Annotated in this window: 14 protein-coding genes; 9 read left to right on the top strand and 5 right to left on the bottom strand. The window is 63.1% G+C overall.

Annotated elements, in window-relative coordinates; all coding sequences use genetic code 11:
* Nucleotides 1-64: 64 nt before the first annotated feature.
* Both ASD52_RS13395 and ASD52_RS13390 read right to left on the bottom strand, forming a co-directional pair.
* The gene (locus ASD52_RS13395) at nucleotides 65-979 is read right to left on the bottom strand and encodes a DMT family transporter (protein WP_025425739.1); all 915 of its coding nucleotides are present in this window, start codon (nucleotides 977-979) and stop codon (nucleotides 65-67) included.
* A gap of 80 nt (nucleotides 980-1,059) precedes the next feature.
* Nucleotides 1,060-1,857 (bottom strand): sterol desaturase family protein, encoded by a 798-nt coding sequence (locus ASD52_RS13390; protein WP_225906198.1) that lies wholly within the window; start codon nucleotides 1,855-1,857, stop codon nucleotides 1,060-1,062.
* A 151-nt stretch (nucleotides 1,858-2,008) separates the two neighbouring features.
* Between ASD52_RS13390 and ASD52_RS13385 the strand changes: the two genes are divergently transcribed.
* Nucleotides 2,009-2,722, top strand: coding sequence for a pyrimidine 5'-nucleotidase (locus tag ASD52_RS13385; protein ID WP_082571813.1), 714 nt, complete (start codon nucleotides 2,009-2,011; stop codon nucleotides 2,720-2,722).
* 128 nt (nucleotides 2,723-2,850) lie between these two features.
* A complete protein-coding gene (locus ASD52_RS13380; RefSeq protein ID WP_158071680.1) occupies nucleotides 2,851-3,372 on the top strand; it encodes an EF-hand domain-containing protein in 522 nt (173 codons plus the stop codon).
* A gap of 444 nt (nucleotides 3,373-3,816) precedes the next feature.
* On the opposite strand, the gene ASD52_RS13375 is transcribed toward ASD52_RS13380, so the two are convergent.
* The gene (locus ASD52_RS13375) at nucleotides 3,817-4,716 is read right to left on the bottom strand and encodes an LOG family protein (protein WP_025425735.1); all 900 of its coding nucleotides are present in this window, start codon (nucleotides 4,714-4,716) and stop codon (nucleotides 3,817-3,819) included.
* Between the two features lie 310 nt (nucleotides 4,717-5,026).
* On the opposite strand from ASD52_RS13375, the gene dapD reads away from it, so the two are divergent.
* The 3 genes from dapD to ASD52_RS13360 all read left to right on the top strand — a co-directional run bounded on the left by dapD (nucleotide 5,027) and on the right by ASD52_RS13360 (nucleotide 8,396).
* Nucleotides 5,027-5,884 carry a 2,3,4,5-tetrahydropyridine-2,6-dicarboxylate N-succinyltransferase gene (gene dapD, locus ASD52_RS13370; protein WP_025425734.1) on the top strand — a complete coding sequence of 286 codons (858 nt, stop codon included), beginning with the start codon at nucleotides 5,027-5,029 and terminating at the stop codon, nucleotides 5,882-5,884.
* A 4-nt stretch (nucleotides 5,885-5,888) separates the two neighbouring features.
* On the top strand, nucleotides 5,889-6,272 hold the full coding sequence (locus tag ASD52_RS13365) for a DUF805 domain-containing protein (protein WP_025425733.1): 384 nt from the start codon (nucleotides 5,889-5,891) through the stop codon (nucleotides 6,270-6,272).
* Between the two features lie 156 nt (nucleotides 6,273-6,428).
* Nucleotides 6,429-8,396: a DEAD/DEAH box helicase gene (locus ASD52_RS13360; RefSeq protein WP_025425732.1), complete on the top strand. Its 1,968-nt coding sequence runs from the start codon at nucleotides 6,429-6,431 to the stop codon at nucleotides 8,394-8,396.
* A gap of 93 nt (nucleotides 8,397-8,489) precedes the next feature.
* Here the strand turns inward: ASD52_RS13360 and ASD52_RS13355 are convergent, their stop codons facing one another.
* Nucleotides 8,490-8,807: a multidrug efflux SMR transporter gene (locus ASD52_RS13355; RefSeq protein ID WP_025425731.1), complete on the bottom strand. Its 318-nt coding sequence runs from the start codon at nucleotides 8,805-8,807 to the stop codon at nucleotides 8,490-8,492.
* An 82-nt stretch (nucleotides 8,808-8,889) separates the two neighbouring features.
* Between ASD52_RS13355 and ASD52_RS13350 the strand changes: the two genes are divergently transcribed.
* A complete protein-coding gene (locus ASD52_RS13350) occupies nucleotides 8,890-9,291 on the top strand; it encodes a helix-turn-helix domain-containing protein (RefSeq protein WP_051509149.1) in 402 nt (133 codons plus the stop codon).
* A 2-nt stretch (nucleotides 9,292-9,293) separates the two neighbouring features.
* Here ASD52_RS13350 and ASD52_RS13345 read toward each other — a convergent pair whose 3' ends face one another.
* Nucleotides 9,294-10,205, bottom strand: coding sequence for a LysR family transcriptional regulator (locus ASD52_RS13345; protein WP_025425729.1), 912 nt, complete (start codon nucleotides 10,203-10,205; stop codon nucleotides 9,294-9,296).
* A gap of 140 nt (nucleotides 10,206-10,345) precedes the next feature.
* Here ASD52_RS13345 and ASD52_RS13340 point away from each other — a divergent pair, with 140 nt between their 5' ends.
* The 3 genes from ASD52_RS13340 (at nucleotide 10,346) to ASD52_RS13330 (ending at nucleotide 15,786) form a co-directional block, all read left to right on the top strand.
* Nucleotides 10,346-11,170, top strand: coding sequence for an alpha/beta hydrolase (locus ASD52_RS13340; RefSeq protein WP_025425728.1), 825 nt, complete (start codon nucleotides 10,346-10,348; stop codon nucleotides 11,168-11,170).
* A gap of 84 nt (nucleotides 11,171-11,254) precedes the next feature.
* Nucleotides 11,255-12,460: an efflux RND transporter periplasmic adaptor subunit gene (locus tag ASD52_RS13335; RefSeq protein WP_057204285.1), complete on the top strand. Its 1,206-nt coding sequence runs from the start codon at nucleotides 11,255-11,257 to the stop codon at nucleotides 12,458-12,460.
* Between the two features lie 140 nt (nucleotides 12,461-12,600).
* On the top strand, nucleotides 12,601-15,786 hold the full coding sequence (locus ASD52_RS13330; RefSeq protein WP_025425726.1) for a multidrug efflux RND transporter permease subunit: 3,186 nt from the start codon (nucleotides 12,601-12,603) through the stop codon (nucleotides 15,784-15,786).
* Nucleotides 15,787-15,883: the final 97 nt, after the last annotated feature.

Genomic DNA, 15,883 nt, shown 5'->3' with positions numbered 1-15,883 from the left:
GTGTGCGAAGGGACGGGCGCCGGTTTTCGGGCGTCTATTTTTCCGGCGATGGTTTGGCGACAGTTCAGATAAGCACGAGCGTCACCACGCCGAGCACGATCAGGAGGCAGCCGAGGAGTTCGAGACGATTGATCCACTCGCGGAAGATGAAGAAGGACGAGGCGAATGTGAAGAGCATCTCGACCTGCGCCACTACTTTCACGATCGCCGCCTGCTGCAGCGTCATTGCCATGAACCAGCCGAAGGAAGCGGAGGCGCCGACGAAGCCGACGACGAAGGCAGGCTTCCACGCAGCGGCAATGCGCTTCAGCTCGGCCGGCTCGCGCAGCACGATCCAGATCAGCATCACCACCGTCTGCAGCAGGATGACGAAGCCGAGCGTGAAGCTCGCCTGCATCATGTAATCCGGTGCCGGCAGGCTGGGCGCGAGCACCAGCGAGGCCGAACGATAGGCCACGGCCGAAAGCCCGAAGAACGTGCCCGAGAGAAGGCCTATCCCGGCCGTGCGGCTGAAAACCGAAGTGACCAGCGAGCGCGGGCTCAGCGTCGTACGCGCAACCGAAATCAGCATGACGCCGACGACGGAGATGGCGATCGCCACCAGCGTGCCCTCGCTCGCCCGCTCGCCCAGGAAGATGAGGCCGAAGAGCGCTGCCTGGGCCGGCTCGGTGCGCGAATAGGCGGTGCCAACCGCAAAGTTGCGGAAGGAGAAGAGGTGTACCAGCAGGAAGGTCGCCGCGATCTGCGCCAGCCCGCCGATGACCGCCCACAGGAAGAATGTGCCGTTCGGCACCGGCAGCGGATGGCCCGCCACGCGCCAGAGCACGATGAGATAGAGCAACGCAAAAGGCAGGCCGAAACCGAAACGCACGAAGGTCGCGCCGGTCGTGCCCATGACGCCCTTCAGGTGTTTCTGCATGGCGGAGCGGACATTCTGAAGGAAGGCCGCAGCGACGGTGATGATTACCCAGGTTTCCATGGCTGCGAGCTAGCACGCGGGTCCTGATATTGCCAAGAACTCCGTACAGTCTCGCCGATATATACCAACCTGCGCTGATATCAGTCCGGCTTTTCCTGAACTTCCGCCAGGTCGACCGCCCGACTGAACGTGAGCGGCTGACCTTCGTCTTCGAAGGCCTTCACGCGCTGATCGTAGTTCGGCGAGATCGTGCCGAGCACGCGATCCCAGAACGAAAAGTAGTTGCCGTAGTTGTACTTGAAGCCGGAATGATGCTGGTCGTGGAACGTCGTGCACAAGAGAGGGGACGGATATCGCGCCGTCGATGAGGCGAAATACTCGAACCCGCAGTGCCCGAACATGCCGTTGAAATGTTCGAACAACCGGTGCCCGATCAGGATCGCCGGCGGAAACGGGACGGCGAAAACGACGACGGCTGAAAAACTCTGCAAGAGGAAGTTGTCGAAGAAATCCTCAGAATAGGTGCTCCAGATCGTTGGTGCGACGCTTCTGTGATGAAGGGCGTGCAGTGGAAACAGCCACTTGGTGTGCAGCAGCCGGTGCATGAAATAGAACCAGGTATCGTAGAGGAACATGCACAGGACAAAGAGCGGCACCGCCGCCCACCAATTGAAGGTCCAGGGCCCGGGCGCCCAGCCCTTTTGCTGGACATAGAGGCCGATCGTCAGCGGCAGGCAGGCGCTGAACATCGACACCAGGCTCTGGCGGACTTCCGCCCTGCGGCGCTTGTCGGAACCGCGTCCCTTCTGAATCTTTCGCTCGGGATTGCGGTCGTTGACCCAGGTCAGGCCATAACCCAGGGCGAAATAGGTAACGACTGTCGTCGCGTAGAATCCGAACAGAAACAGCAGGTAAAACAGTTCGTCCGACATCGGCATCCGGAACCCCTACGTCAAAGCCGCGCCGGCCGAACGATGCCATGTTGTTTTGGCAATTCAAAGTGGAAACGTCTGCGCCGGTAGGGTAGCCCGTGCGGCGGGGTGAATTTTCTCGTTTGGTGGCCGCCCATACCCGTGTCATAAGGCGGTCATGAAAAAGCTCGATCGCCTGCCGACCCACGACGAATTCGCCCATGTCACCGACTGGGTCTTCGATCTGGACAACACGCTCTACCCGCACCACGTCAATCTGTTCTCGCAGATCGACCGTAACATGACGGCTTACGTTTCGGCGCTGCTGTCGCTCGAGCCGGCGGACGCGAAGAAGCTGCAGAAAGACTACTACCGCGATCACGGCACGACGCTCAAAGGCCTGATGATCCATCACGGCATCGACCCGAGCGACTTCCTCGAAAAGGCGCATGCGATCGACTACAGCATCGTGCCGCCGGATCCGACGCTGGGCGAAGCGATCAAGGCGCTACCGGGGCGCAAGTTCATCTTCACCAACGGCAGCGTTGCACATGCGGAAATGACCGCTCGCGCACTCGGCATCCTCGATCACTTCAACGACATCTTCGATATCGTCGCTGCCGATTTCGCGCCGAAGCCGGCCGGCGAAACCTATGACAAGTTCATGAGCCTGCACCGGGTCGATACCCGCAATGCGGTCATGTTCGAGGACCTGCCGCGCAACCTTCTGGTTCCGAAAACGCTCGGGATGAAGACGGTTCTACTGGTGCCGCGCAACTTCGAATACGAGTTCGCCGAATCCTGGGAGCAGTCCGGAGACGAGGACGAGCAGATCGATTACGTCACCGAGGATCTCGCCAGCTTCCTCAGGCGCGTGGTCGCCGACCTCTGACCCCGACACATTTTGGCCCGGGAAAAACCCCTTTCCCGCCAAAGACTTAAATTACCAAAGTTTAACTGGTGCTCGCCGTCACGCTGCCTATCATTCGTTCGGGCATAACCCGATCGAAAGGAAGCATGATGCGGAACAGAACCCTGATCCTTGGCGTAACCGCCCTTGCCGTCGCCGTTACCGGATTGGCTGCGCCATCATTTGCCGCCAGAGACAAGATGACGCCCGAACAGCGGGCCGAACGGATGATCAAGCGACTGGACACCAACAGCGATTCCAAGGTGTCACTCGACGAGTTACAGGCGCACATGACCGCGAACTTCAAGGCATTCGACACCAATGGCGACGGCCAGATCAGTGCCGACGAGATGCAGGCGAAGCGCCAGGCGTTCCGCGACGCCCGCAAGGCCTGGCAGGAAGCCAAGAGCAAGGACGGCAAGGAGCGCGACGCAGCCCTTGCCCAACTGAAGGACGCGCGGCCGGCCATGGTGCCCGGCATGCGGCCAAAGGCCTTCAAGCGCGTCGACGCCGACGGCAACGGCTCTTTGAGCGCTGCCGAGGTCGCAAGTGCTTCAGAAAAAATGTTCAAGCGTCGTGACAAGAACGGCGACGGTGTCATCGACGCCGCCGACTTCACCAAGAAAATTTGATCCATCGGTGCCCTTTCCCGCCGCCCGGTGAAAGGAGTATCCGACGACACCGCCGCGCGCCTGGATTGGCACGCGGCGGTGTCGAAAGCTCCGTGTCAAACAGGGCGGCGGAAATGCACAATCCTTGTTTTGACGCATTGCCGTTACCGAAGCACTAGGCGCGGCGGCTGGCTCAACGACTGGCTCGCCGGCATTGATTGCTGGCGCTGGTTCCGGTTTTGGATGCAGGGCTTAGGGCGGCATCAAACCGAATGACGAAGAAGGCTCTCGATCAGGAACCCGATCGCTCCGGCAAGCGTCATCGCGGCACCCAGGGCGAGGGAGATTGTTTTTCTGACTGATGATCGATTGTCGTTCTGCATGGGCACAAAATACACGAGAACCGGAGGAAATGAAGATGGCCTCCCCTGAGCGAAACCGCTTCGCAAGTTTACCGGAGAGGCGCTATCGCCTGCCGTTCGCCATCGGCACCGACCGCGGATCGACGGTCTCGTAGAAGCGGGAGATGATATCCCAGGCCTCATCGGCGGTTTCGACGAACTGCACCAGATCGATATCGTTCGGCGCGATCGTGCCGAACTCGGCAAGCGCCTCGAAATTGATGATCGAGCGCCAGAACTTTTCCCCGAAGAGAATGAGCGGGACCAGCGCCAGGCGACCGGTCTGCATCAGCGTCATCGTTTCGAACAGCTCGTCCAACGTGCCGAAGCCGCCTGGAAACACCGTGACGGCCTTGGCGCGCAGCAGGAAATGCATCTTGCGGATGGCGAAATAGTGGAAGTTGAACGACAGCTCCGGCGTCACGAAGCGGTTCGGCGCCTGCTCGTGCGGCAACACGATGTTGAGGCCGATCGACGGCGCGCCGACATCGTCAGCGCCACGGTTGCCCGCCTCCATCACACCCGGCCCGCCGCCGGTGACGACGACATATTCCTTGTAGTGCAGCTTGGCGGAATGTTCCGAGACGATCTGCGCGAACTTGCGCGCTTCGTCGTAATAGACCGAGGCTGCTTCCAGGTTCTTGCGCTGGATATCGTTCCTGGCGGCCCAGGCGTCGCCGCCCGGCTCGGGAATGCGCGCGCCACCGAACATCACCACGGTCGAGTTGATGCCGTACTCCTCCAGCATCATTTCGGTCTTCAAGAGTTCGAGCTGCAGCCGCACCGGGCGCAGTTCCTCGCGGCAGAGAAAATCGTCGTCGATATAGGCAAGGCGATAGGAAGGAGAGGCCGACTGCGGCGTCACCGGCACCGTCTGCGCCCGTTGCCGGCTCTGCGAGCTATCGGCCAGCGGATCCCAAACCCCATCCTTACGGCGCAGATTGCGCTTCTTCATGCGTGCCATGCTATCGTCTTTCCCGTCGCGTTCCGGACAATCGGCATCTCGGGCGGACGCGTCCTATCCTGTTTCATCGGTCATGAATGCCCCTGATGCCGCAGTCGACCGCGCTTGCCAAGCCCTGCCGGCAGCGTCGAGCCGAAAAGCGGTCCAACTTTTCCGGAACGGGCCTCGGGCGCCGCGCATTCCAGCCGATACAGAACACCCACGGGCGCACATCGCGTCGCTGCCTAATTTTGTCCTTAAATCGATTCCGATTTTCGGAATTATGCAGTAGAGCTTTCGCAGGATAACCGCCGAACTTTAAGGAATTCCGATGACGAACCACAACCTCGCCTCCCTGTCGCAGACGATCGACGCCGCCTTTGATGACCGCGATTCCGTAAACACCGGAACGCGCGGCGCGGTGCGCGACGCCGTGGAAACGGCACTGAACCTGCTCGACAGCGGCAAGGTGCGGGTGGCAGAGCGTGGCGCCGACGGCAACTGGACCGTCAATCAATGGCTGAAGAAGGCCGTTCTGCTCTCCTTCCGCCTCAACCCGATGGAAATCGTCCGGGGCGGCCCGGGGGAATCCGTCTGGTGGGACAAGGTCGCCTCCAAGTTCGACGGCTGGAGCGTCAACGAGTTCGAGAAGGCCGGCTTCCGCGCCGTGCCGAACTGCGTCGTGCGCCGCTCGGCCTATATCGCGCCGAACGCCATCCTGATGCCGTCCTTCGTCAACCTCGGCGCCTATGTCGGCGAAGGCACGATGGTCGACACCTGGGCCACGGTCGGCTCCTGCGCCCAGATCGGCAAGAACGTGCATCTCTCCGGCGGCGTCGGCATCGGCGGCGTGCTGGAGCCGATGCAGGCCGGCCCGACGATCATTGAGGACAATTGCTTCATCGGCGCCCGCTCCGAGGTCGTTGAAGGCTGCATCGTGCGCGAGGGCTCGGTTCTCGGCATGGGCGTGTTCATCGGCAAGTCGACCAAGATCGTCGACCGCGCCACCGGCGAAGTGACCTATGGTGAAGTCCCGCCCTACTCCGTCGTCGTCGCCGGCTCGATGCCGTCGGGCTCGACCATGGGCAACGGCCAGCCGGCACCGAACCTCTACTGCGCCGTCATCGTCAAGCGCGTCGACGAGAAGACCCGCTCCAAGACCGGCATCAACGAACTGCTTCGAGACTGATCCGATGACACCGGAGGGGCGACGGCCGAGCATGATCTGGCTGTTCTTCAGCCCCTCCGGCCGCATCACCCGCCTGCCCTTTTTCCTGTCCTGGCTTTTCTGGCTGCTGATAGGCGGTTTCGTCGTCGCGCAGATGCTCGCCAACGAGAACCACAGGACCGCGCTGGCGCTCTGGACGCTGGCGCTGATCGTGTCCGGCATCGTTTCCACGCTCTCGATCGCCATGCTGGCGATCAAGCGGCTGCACGATATCGGCTATCCCGGACCGCTGGCGATCTGCCTGTTCATCCCTGTCCTGAGCCCCATCGTCTTCATCGCGCTCTGTCTCTGGCCGGGCACCGAGGGGCCGAACGAATTCGGCCAAACCAGCGATGAACCCGGCGCTTGAGCGGCGCACTGTACATTTCGGGCCCGAACGCGTATGTAGCGCGCCATGAACAGGCCGGCGATAAGATGCTGGCCGCGGCAATCGGCGCCTGATGACGACCTGATCCAAGGTCTTGTTCGTTTACCGGCGCGAAAACCGAAATCCGAAAGACGAGAGATGACAGAATTCGAAGGGATCGCGCCTGCGATCGCCGAGGCGTTGGCAAAACGCGGTTACAACGAGTTGACGCCGGTTCAACAGGCGATGCGCGATCCTGATCTGGCGGGCAAGGATGCGCTGGTATCGGCCCAGACCGGCTCCGGCAAGACCGTCGCCTTCGGCCTGGCGCTGGCACCGACCCTGCTTGGCGACCAGCGCCGCTTCAGCGCGCCCGGCGCGCCGCTGGCGCTTGTGATCGCACCAACGCGCGAACTGGCGCTGCAGGTCAAGCGCGAGCTCGAATGGCTCTATGAGCAGACTGGCGCGACGATCGCGTCCTGCGTCGGCGGCATGGACATGCGCACCGAGAAGCGCGCGCTGGAGCGCGGCGCCCACATCGTCGTCGGCACGCCCGGACGCCTATGCGACCATATCCGCCGCAACTCGCTCGATATTTCTTCGTTGCGTGCCGTCGTGCTCGACGAGGCCGACGAGATGCTCGATCTCGGTTTCCGCGAGGACCTCGAATTCATCCTCGAGGAGTCTCCCGACGACCGCCGCACGCTGATGTTTTCGGCGACCGTACCGCGCTCGATCGCGACGCTTGCCAAGAACTACCAGCGCGACGCCGTGCGCATCAGCACCGCGTCCGAGCAGAAGCAGCACGTCGACATCGAATACCGCGCCCTGACCGTTGCGTCGAACGATCGCGAAAACGCGATCATCAACGTCCTGCGCTTCTACGAAGCGAAGAATGCGATCGTCTTCTGCTCGACCCGTGCAGCCGTCAACCATCTGACTGCCCGCTTCAACAACCGCGGCTTCTCGGTGGTGGCTCTGTCGGGCGAACTCAGCCAGAACGAACGCACCCACGCGCTGCAGGCCATGCGCGACGGACGCGCCCGCGTCTGCATCGCCACCGACGTTGCCGCCCGCGGCATCGACTTGCCGGGCCTCGAACTGGTCATCCACGCCGACCTGCCGACCAACCCGGATACACTGCTGCACCGCAGCGGCCGCACCGGACGCGCCGGCCAGAAGGGCGTCAGCGCCCTGATCGTGCCGGTGAGCCAGCGCCGCAAGGCGGAGCGCCTGCTCGAAAACGCCCGGATCACCGCCAACTGGGCCCGCCCGCCGTCGGCCGACGAGGTCAGCCGCCGCGACGACGAGCGCCTGCTTGCCGACACGAGCTTTGCCGAACCGATCCGCGAAGACGAAGAGGCGATCGTGCGCGCGCTCATCGAGCTTCATGGTGCCGAGCAGATGGCTGCCGCCTTCGTGCGCCAGTTCCGCTCTGGCCGCTCGGCCCCGGAAGACCTGATCGAGGTTGCCGTCGGCGACAGCCGCGCAAAGCCGCGCCGCGATGAGAAGTCTGCACCGCGCGAAGACTATGACGCGCCGCGCGCCGATTTCAGCGATGGCAGCTGGTTCTCGCTCTCGGTCGGCCGCAAGCAGAATGCCGAGCCGCGCTGGCTGATCCCGATGCTCTGCCGCCACGGCAAGCTGACCAAGCGCGACATCGGCGCGATCCGCATGCAGCAGGAAGAGACCTTCGTCGAAATGACCTCCGATGGAGCCGAGCGCTTCCTGTCGTCGATCGGCAAGGAGGGCATGCTGGAGAAGGGCATCCGGGTGAAGACGCTGCCGGGCGCTCCCGATCTGTCGCAGCAGCGCCAGGAGAAGCCGAGTTTTTCCAAGGACAAGCCGAACTTCTCCAAGGACAAGCCAGGTTTCTCCAAGGACAAACCGGCCTTTGCCAAGAAGCGCCCCTATTCGGACGATGCGGCACGCAGTGACGGCGACTTCAAGCCGAAGCGCAAGTTCGACAAGAAGCCGGCTTACGCCGCCGCCCCGGCCCACACCGACGACAAGCCGCCGGAAAACCGCGACGCCTGGACTAAAAAGAAGGCCAAGCCGAACGCCGGCAAGGACGGCGGCTTCAAGCCGAAGCCCAAGGGCAACAACGCCAAGAACCGCCAGAGCTAAGCTTGCCGCAGCAACGGCGTCAGCCCAAATCAAAAAGCGCCGCGATCAAATCGCGGCGCTTTTTTTTGTCTGCAGTTGCGGCGGCTGGCCGTATCAGGCTTCGAGGAAGCGCAGGCCGGCGACGGCGACGATGATCATCGCGATGCAGGTGATCCGCATCCAGGAGACGGGATCCCCGAAAAGCACGATGCCGAGCACCGTGATGCCGACTGAGCCGATGCCGGTCCAGGCGGCGTAGGCAGTGCCGGCCGGCAGGTCGCGCATGGCGATCGTCAGGAGGTAGACGCTGCCGAGCGCCGCTGCGATGCCGATCGCGCTCGGCACCAGTTTCGTCCAGCCTTCGGCATATTTGAGCGCCAGGCCCATGATGATTTCAATCAGGCTCGCCGCTATCAGGATGATCCATGCCATTACCGTCTCCATCGAAATTTCCATCTGGAGAACAATCTGGTAGGGTAGGCACTGGATAGCAATTACGCACCTTTTGGTAACTATGAAAATCTCGACAGACCCGCTCGAAGCACCCATCACCTCCATTCCGGATGTCTTCGACCCGACCTGCTCCTCGCGGCATGCGCTGGAGCTGATCGCCAGCAAATGGGCGATGCTGATCATCTCGGCGCTCGAAGAAGGGCCGATGCGCAACGCCGCGCTGATGCGCCGGCTTGGCGACGTCTCGCAGAAGATGCTGACGCAGACGCTGAAGGAACTGGAGCGGAACGGCCTTGTCATTCGCGAGGACAAGAAGACCGTGCCGCCGCATGTGGAATACAGCCTCAGCGCTGTCGGCCGTTCGCTCAGCGAAACCCTGCTGGTGCTCGACCGTTGGGCCGAGACGCATTTCGGCACTCTCGACGCGGCGCGCGCGCGCTACGACGCCGAGCGGGGCAAATAGGCCTATTCGCCGTCGAGTTGCGACTGGGCGATCACTTTCACCACCCAGTCGGCAAAGACGCGCAGACGGCTGCTCAGGTGTCGGTTCGGCGGATAGACGAGATAGATCGGCATCGATTCGATTTGCCAGTCCTGCAGCACCCTCCGCATCGCGCCGGTCTCAAGATCCTCCCGCACCATGAAGCGGGGCGCCTGGATGACACCGAGGCCGGCACGGGCGGCGGCGAGATAGGTGGTCGATTCGTTGGCGGCCACCGCATAACGACCATGAACCTCGATCTCTTCCGCGCCGCGCTTGAAATAGAACGGCATCTGCTGGCCGGTCTGCGGGCGGAAATAGCCGACGACATAACAATTCTTCGAAAGATCGGAGGGATGTTGCGGCGTCGAGCAACGGTCGAGATAGTCGGGTGCCGCGCAGGCGACGAAGCTCATGTCGGTGATGCGCCGGGCAATCAGCGACTGGTCGGTCAGGGTGCCGACACGAATGGCGCAGTCGACATTCTCGGCAACATAGTCGACGGTGCGGTCCGAGACGCCGAGATCGATCTGGATGTCAGGGTAGCGCTTGTGGAATTCGGACAGAGCCGGGATAACGATGAGATTGGCCATGGCGCTTGCCATCTCCACGCGCAGCCGCCCCTTCGGCAGCGTCTGGGCGCTCGACAGGCTGCCGTCGAGCTCATCGAGGTCGGTCACGAGGCGCGCGGCCCGCTCGTAATAGAGCGCGCCATCCGGGGTCACCAGAACCCGCCGCGTCGTGCGATTGAGCAGCTTGGTGCGCAGATGCGCTTCCAATCCCTGGATGAGATTGGTGACGGTCGCCTTGGGCATATTGAGCGAAGCGGAAGCACGTGTGAAATTGCCGGTTTCGACAACGCGGAGAAACGCGCGCATGGCCGTGAGCTGGTCCATTTTCAATAGCCATTATTGTTCGAGATACTGAATAGTGTAGTCGGATTAGACGGACTATTCCAGACAGAAGACAATGTTATTCTCCCATCATGGCGGGTTGTCGCCTCATGTGGGATGACCCCGTGGCAAAGGCAAGAGAGATGGGTGAACGCTTTACGGTAGAGACGATGCAGACGGGCAAAGGTTCGTGCCCGGCACGTGTCTATAGTGGCGAAACGCTGCTCAACCCGCCGCCCGTGGTGCTGCACCTGCATGGCGGCTCCTTCGTCGGCAGCTCGATCGCAGCCGGCGAACGCGTCGCCAAGGCGCTTGCGGCGGCCGGTGCCATCGTCATCTCGCCGGAATATGCGTCGGCCTGCCTCAATCCGTTCCCGGCCGCACTCGACGTCACCTATTCCATGCTTTCTTCGATGCGTGCGCGTTGCCCGCAGTTCGCGCATAAAAAATCGTTGCTGTTCATCGCCGGCGAGGAGGCGGGCGGCAACGTGGCAGCCGGCGTGGCGCTGATGGCTCGCGACCAGTTCCTCACCGACCTCAAGGGGCAGATCCTCCTGTCGCCGATGCTGGATCCGTGCCTGGCGACCGCATCGTTTCGCAAATACTGTCCCGAGGGTTCGGTGCAATCGATCGCCGAAGGCTGGCAACGGTATCTGGGCGAATGCGGTGGATTCACGCATCCCTATGCCGCTCCGGCGCACTGTACGCGGCTCGCCGGCCTTGTTCCCTCGCTCATCCTGACCAGCGAGGAATGCCCGATGCGCGACGAGACTGCTGCCTATGCAGACCGTCTTCGCCAGGCGGGCGTGAGCGTTCAGTCCCATATTCTTCCCGGCCGCGCCGGGTGGATACCGGAAAATACCGTGAACGCTGAAACCTGGGCATCCCAGGAAGAAACGATTACCGGCATCTTTTCCCGCTTCTTCCAGCAGGCGGGGGCGAAGCCGGCTGAAATGACGATGCGTTAGCCAAGGACGACAGGGCCGCCGGCCTTTCCCTTTCGCTGACGACAGCAGCAAAAACGCCGGCTCCCAACCGGCAAGGAGAGAAAAATGAAATCGACAGTGACCCGCCGGGCCCTCTGGGGCGCCGGCCTGAGCATCCTATTGTCCGCCGCCGGCGGTGCCGCGGTTCTTCTTGGCCTGCCGCAGCACTTCGAGGCGGATGCCGCAACCGAAACGGCAGCCGCGCTTCCACCGGCCGTGCCGGTTTCGGTGGCCAAGGCGCAGTCGCGCCGCATCACCACCTGGGAAGATTTTTCCGGGCGGCTGGAAGCGATCGAACGCGTCGAGATTCGCCCCCGTGTCGGCGGCGCCATTCTCCAAGCCCACTTCCGCGAGGGTGCACTGGTGAAAAAGGGCGACCTTTTGCTCACCATCGATCCCGAGCCCTATGCGGCAGCCGTCGACCGGGCTGCAGCCGAGGTCGCAGCAGCCGAGGCGCGGGTGGCGCTCGCCAGGACGGAACTCGACCGCGGACGCAAGCTCGTGACCACGAGCGCCATCCCACAGAGCGGCGTCGACCAGCGCCTCAGCGCCTTCGACGAGGCGCAGGCGAGCGTGCGCTCCGCCAAGGCCGCGTTGCGCACGGCCGAACTCGACCTGGAATACACCGAAGTCAAGGCACCGATCTCCGGCCGCGTCGGCCGGCTGGAAGTGACCGCCGGCAACCTCGTCGCCGCCGGCTCCGCTTCGCCGGTGCTGACGACGCTGGTCTCGGTCGACCCGATCTACGCAAGCTTCAGCGCCAGCGAAGAAGTGGTCACCACTGCACTCGCCCGGCTCCAGGCCTCGGCCGGCGGCAACGCCATCGAGCGCATCCCGGTGCAGATCGGCACCGCTGCCGACGAAGGCACGCCGATCTCCGGCCATATCCAGCTCATCAACAACGAGGTGGATGCGGCGACCGGCACGATCCGCGTCCGCGCCGCGCTTGAAAATGCCGACGGGCGGCTGATCCCCGGCCAGTTCGTGCGCATCCGCATCGGCGAACCGGAGCCCGAAGAAAAGCTCGTGATCAGCGATCGCGCCATCGGCTCCGACCAGGACAAGAAATTCGTGTTCGTCGTCGGCTCCGACAACAAGGTCGAGTACCGCCAGGTGAAGCTTGGCCCGAATTCCGACGGGCTGCGCATCGTCGAAAGCGGCCTGAAGACCGGCGAGAACATCGTCGTCAACGGCCTGCAGCGGGTACGCCCGGGTGTGCTCGTGGCACCGCAGCAGGTCGAAGAAACGACGGCGTCGATCGCAACCAAGTAGGACATGACGGCACCCGCTTCGGCTGTCGCCGAGGCGGGATTGGCCGCCCAGACATCACTTAGCAGATCCCGGCACGTGGCGAGTGTTCTTGCCGCGACAGCCGGAGATTTGCCTGAACTCGTCCCAAGGGGGATACGTCAATGAACTTCTCACGCTTCTTCGTCGACCGCCCGGTCTTCGCGGGCGTTCTTTCGGTCCTGATCTTCGTGGGCGGCCTGCTCGGCATGACCGGCCTGCCGATCTCCGAATATCCCGAAGTCGTGCCGCCGCAGATCGTCGTGCGGGCGCAGTATCCCGGCGCCAACCCGGCTGTTATCGCCGAGACGGTGGCAACGCCGCTCGAAGAACAGATCAACGGCGTCGAGGGCATGCTCTACATGCAGAGCCAGGCGACGGCGGACGGTCTGATGACGCTGACCGTCACCTTCGAACTCGGCACCGACCCGGACCAGGCCCAGCAGCTGATACAGAACCGCGTCGCGCAGGCCGAGCCGCGCCTGCCCGAGGAAGTGCGCCGTCTCGGCGTCACGACCGTCAAGAGCTCGCCGGACCTGACGCTCGTCGTGCACCTGTTGTCGCCCAACGGCCAGTACGACATCAACTATCTGCGCAATTACGGCGTGCTCAACGTCAAGGATCGGCTCGCCCGCATCGACGGCGTCGGCCAGGTACAGATCTTCGGCGGCGGCGACTATTCGATGCGCATCTGGATCGACCCGCAGAAGGCTGCCGAACGCGGTCTTGCGGCAAGCGACGTGGCCAACGCCATCCGCGCGCAGAACGTTCAGGCCGCCGCCGGCGTCATCGGCGCCTCGCCGTCGGTTCCCGGCCTCGACCTGCAGCTTTCCGTCAACGCGCAAGGCCGCCTGCAGACGCCTGAGGACTTTGCCGACATCGTCGTCAAGTCGGGCGCCGGCGGCGAGGTCACGCGGCTTGGCGACGTCGCACGCGTCGAAATGGGCGCTGCCGACTATTCGCTGCGCTCGCTGCTCGACAACAAGGCCGCCGTCGGCATGGGCGTCTTCCAGGCGCCGGGCTCAAACGCGATCCAGATCTCGGAAAACGTTCACAAGGCCATGGCCGAGCTGAAGCTGACCATGCCCGACGGCGTCGACTACGAGATCGTCTACGACACCACCCAGTTCGTGCGTGCCTCGATCGAGTCGGTCATCCACACCCTGCTTGAAGCGATCGCGCTGGTCGTCATCGTCGTCATCGTCTTCCTGCAGACCTGGCGCGCCTCGATCATCCCGCTCGTGGCGGTGCCCGTCTCGATCGTCGGCACCTTCGCGGTGATGTACGTCTTCGGCTTCTCGATCAACGCGCTCAGCCTGTTCGGCCTGGTGCTGGCGATCGGCATCGTCGTCGACGACGCCATCGTCGTGGTCGAAAACGTCGAACGTAACATAGAGCAGGGTCTGTCGCCGGTACAGGCGACCTACCGTGCGATGCAGGAGGTTTCCGGACCGATCATCGCCATTGCGCTGGTGCTCGTCGCCGTGTTCGTGCCGCTTGCGTTCATCACCGGCCTGACCGGGCAGTTCTACCGCCAGTTCGCACTGACGATCGCCATCTCGACGGTGATCTCCGCCATCAACTCGCTGACGCTTTCCCCGGCGCTCGCCGCCCTCCTCCTGCGCAATCACCATGCGCCGAAGGATTGGCTGACCCGTGCCATGGACAAGGTGTTCGGCTGGTTCTTCCGCGGCTTCAACCGCTTCTTCGGTCGCAGCTCGGAAGCCTATGGCCGCGGCGTCGGCAGGATCCTGTCGCGCAAGTCGCTGATCATGGGCGTCTATGTCCTGCTGCTCGGCGTCACCTTCGTGCTGTTCCGCGCCGTTCCCGGCGGCTTCGTGCCCGCCCAGGACAAGCAGTATCTGATCGGCTTTGCACAGTTGCCTGACGCAGCGACGCTCGACCGCTCGGAAGACGTCATCCGCCGCATGAGTGATATCGCGCTCAAGCATCCCGGCGTCGAAAATGCCATCGCCTTCCCCGGCCTGTCGATCAACGGCTTCACCAACTCGTCGAACTCCGGCATCGTCTTCGTGGCGCTGAAGCCGTTCGAGGAGCGCACGACGCCCGAGCTTTCGGGCGGGGCGATCGCCATGCAGCTGAACCAGGAATTCGGCGCGATCCAGGATGCCTTCATCGCCATGTTCCCGCCGCCGCCCGTCCAGGGGCTGGGCACCACCGGCGGCTTCAAGCTGCAGATCGAGGACAAGAACGGCCTCGGCTACCAGGCACTCGACGAGGCGACCAAGGCCTTCATTGCCAAGGCCTACCAGACGCCGGAGCTGGCTGGCATCTACTCGAGCTTCCAGATCAACGTGCCGCAGCTCTACGCCGACCTCGACCGCGTCAAGGCGCGCCAGCTCGGCGTCGAAGTGACCGATGTGTTCGAGACGCTGCAGATCTATCTGGGCTCGCTCTACGTCAACGACTTCAACGCCTTCGGCCGCACCTACAGCGTGCGCGTCCAGGCCGATGCAAACTACCGCAGCCACGCCGACGACATCGGCAAGCTGAAGGTGCGTTCGCAATCGGGCGAGATGATCCCGCTGTCGGCACTGTTGAAGGTCGAGCAGACGGTCGGCGCCGAGCGGGCGATCCGCTACAACGGCTTCCTGTCGGCCGACATCAACGGCGGCCCGGCGCCGGGCTTCTCCTCGGGCCAGGCTCAGGCCGCGATCGAGAAGATCGCCGCGGAAACGCTGCCGCCCGGTATCGCATTCGAGTGGACGGATTTGACCTATCAGCAGATTCTTGCCGGCAATTCGGGCATGCTCGTCTTCCCGCTGGCGCTGCTCTTGGTCTATCTCGTGCTGGCCGCCCAGTATGAAAGCCTGACCCTGCCGATCGCGATTATCCTGATCGTGCCGATGGGCATCATGGCCGCCCTTGCCGGCGTCTGGCTGACCGGAGGCGACAACAACGTCTTCACGCAGATCGGCCTGATCGTGCTTGTCGGGCTTTCCGCCAAGAACGCGATCCTGATCGTCGAGTTCGCCCGCGAACTGGAACTATCAGGCAGCACCGCCGTCCAGGCGGCGATCGAAGCGAGCCGGCTGCGCCTGCGGCCGATCCTGATGACCTCGATGGCCTTCATCATGGGTGTCGTGCCCCTGGTGATCTCCACCGGCGCCGGCGCCGAAATGCGCTCGGCCATGGGGGTCGCGGTCTTTTCCGGCATGATCGGCGTCACCGCCTTCGGCATCTTCATGACGCCGGTGTTCTACGTGCTGATCCGCAAGCTCTCGGGCGAGCGGCCTCTGAAGCACGCCGGAGCGCATATCGAAGCACCTCATCTCGCGCCCGGAGAATGAGGTAATCTTGCCGCATATGCGCTTTGAGCGGGCCGGATCTGATCCGGCCCGCTTACGTTGAAGACAGACGGATAGCCTCAGCCGTCGGCTGCACACC

The organism is Ensifer sp. Root142, assembly GCF_001426785.1.
Lineage (GTDB): Bacteria > Pseudomonadota > Alphaproteobacteria > Rhizobiales > Rhizobiaceae > Ensifer > Ensifer canadensis.
The sequence above is the reverse complement of the archived record's forward strand: the minus strand, read 5'-3'. Positions and strand labels throughout refer to the sequence as shown.

Excerpts from the sequence above, each read along its gene's own strand:
- dapD (WP_025425734.1), top strand. The coding sequence starts at position 5,027 with ATGACGAACCACAACCTCGCCTCCCTGTCGCAGACGATCGACGCCGCC.
- ASD52_RS13350 (WP_051509149.1), top strand. The coding sequence starts at position 8,890 with ATGAAAATCTCGACAGACCCGCTCGAAGCACCCATCACCTCCATTCCG.
- ASD52_RS13340 (WP_025425728.1), top strand. The coding sequence starts at position 10,346 with ATGGGTGAACGCTTTACGGTAGAGACGATGCAGACGGGCAAAGGTTCG.
- ASD52_RS13335 (WP_057204285.1), top strand. The coding sequence starts at position 11,255 with ATGAAATCGACAGTGACCCGCCGGGCCCTCTGGGGCGCCGGCCTGAGC.
- ASD52_RS13375 (WP_025425735.1), bottom strand. The coding sequence starts at position 4,716 with ATGGCACGCATGAAGAAGCGCAATCTGCGCCGTAAGGATGGGGTTTGG.
- ASD52_RS13390 (WP_225906198.1), bottom strand. The coding sequence starts at position 1,857 with ATGCCGATGTCGGACGAACTGTTTTACCTGCTGTTTCTGTTCGGATTC.
- ASD52_RS13385 (WP_082571813.1), top strand. The coding sequence starts at position 2,009 with ATGAAAAAGCTCGATCGCCTGCCGACCCACGACGAATTCGCCCATGTC.
- ASD52_RS13365 (WP_025425733.1), top strand. The coding sequence starts at position 5,889 with ATGACACCGGAGGGGCGACGGCCGAGCATGATCTGGCTGTTCTTCAGC.
- ASD52_RS13360 (WP_025425732.1), top strand. The coding sequence starts at position 6,429 with ATGACAGAATTCGAAGGGATCGCGCCTGCGATCGCCGAGGCGTTGGCA.
- ASD52_RS13395 (WP_025425739.1), bottom strand. The coding sequence starts at position 979 with ATGGAAACCTGGGTAATCATCACCGTCGCTGCGGCCTTCCTTCAGAAT.
- ASD52_RS13330 (WP_025425726.1), top strand. The coding sequence starts at position 12,601 with ATGAACTTCTCACGCTTCTTCGTCGACCGCCCGGTCTTCGCGGGCGTT.
- ASD52_RS13380 (WP_158071680.1), top strand. The coding sequence starts at position 2,851 with ATGCGGAACAGAACCCTGATCCTTGGCGTAACCGCCCTTGCCGTCGCC.
- ASD52_RS13345 (WP_025425729.1), bottom strand. The coding sequence starts at position 10,205 with ATGGACCAGCTCACGGCCATGCGCGCGTTTCTCCGCGTTGTCGAAACC.
- ASD52_RS13355 (WP_025425731.1), bottom strand. The coding sequence starts at position 8,807 with ATGGCATGGATCATCCTGATAGCGGCGAGCCTGATTGAAATCATCATG.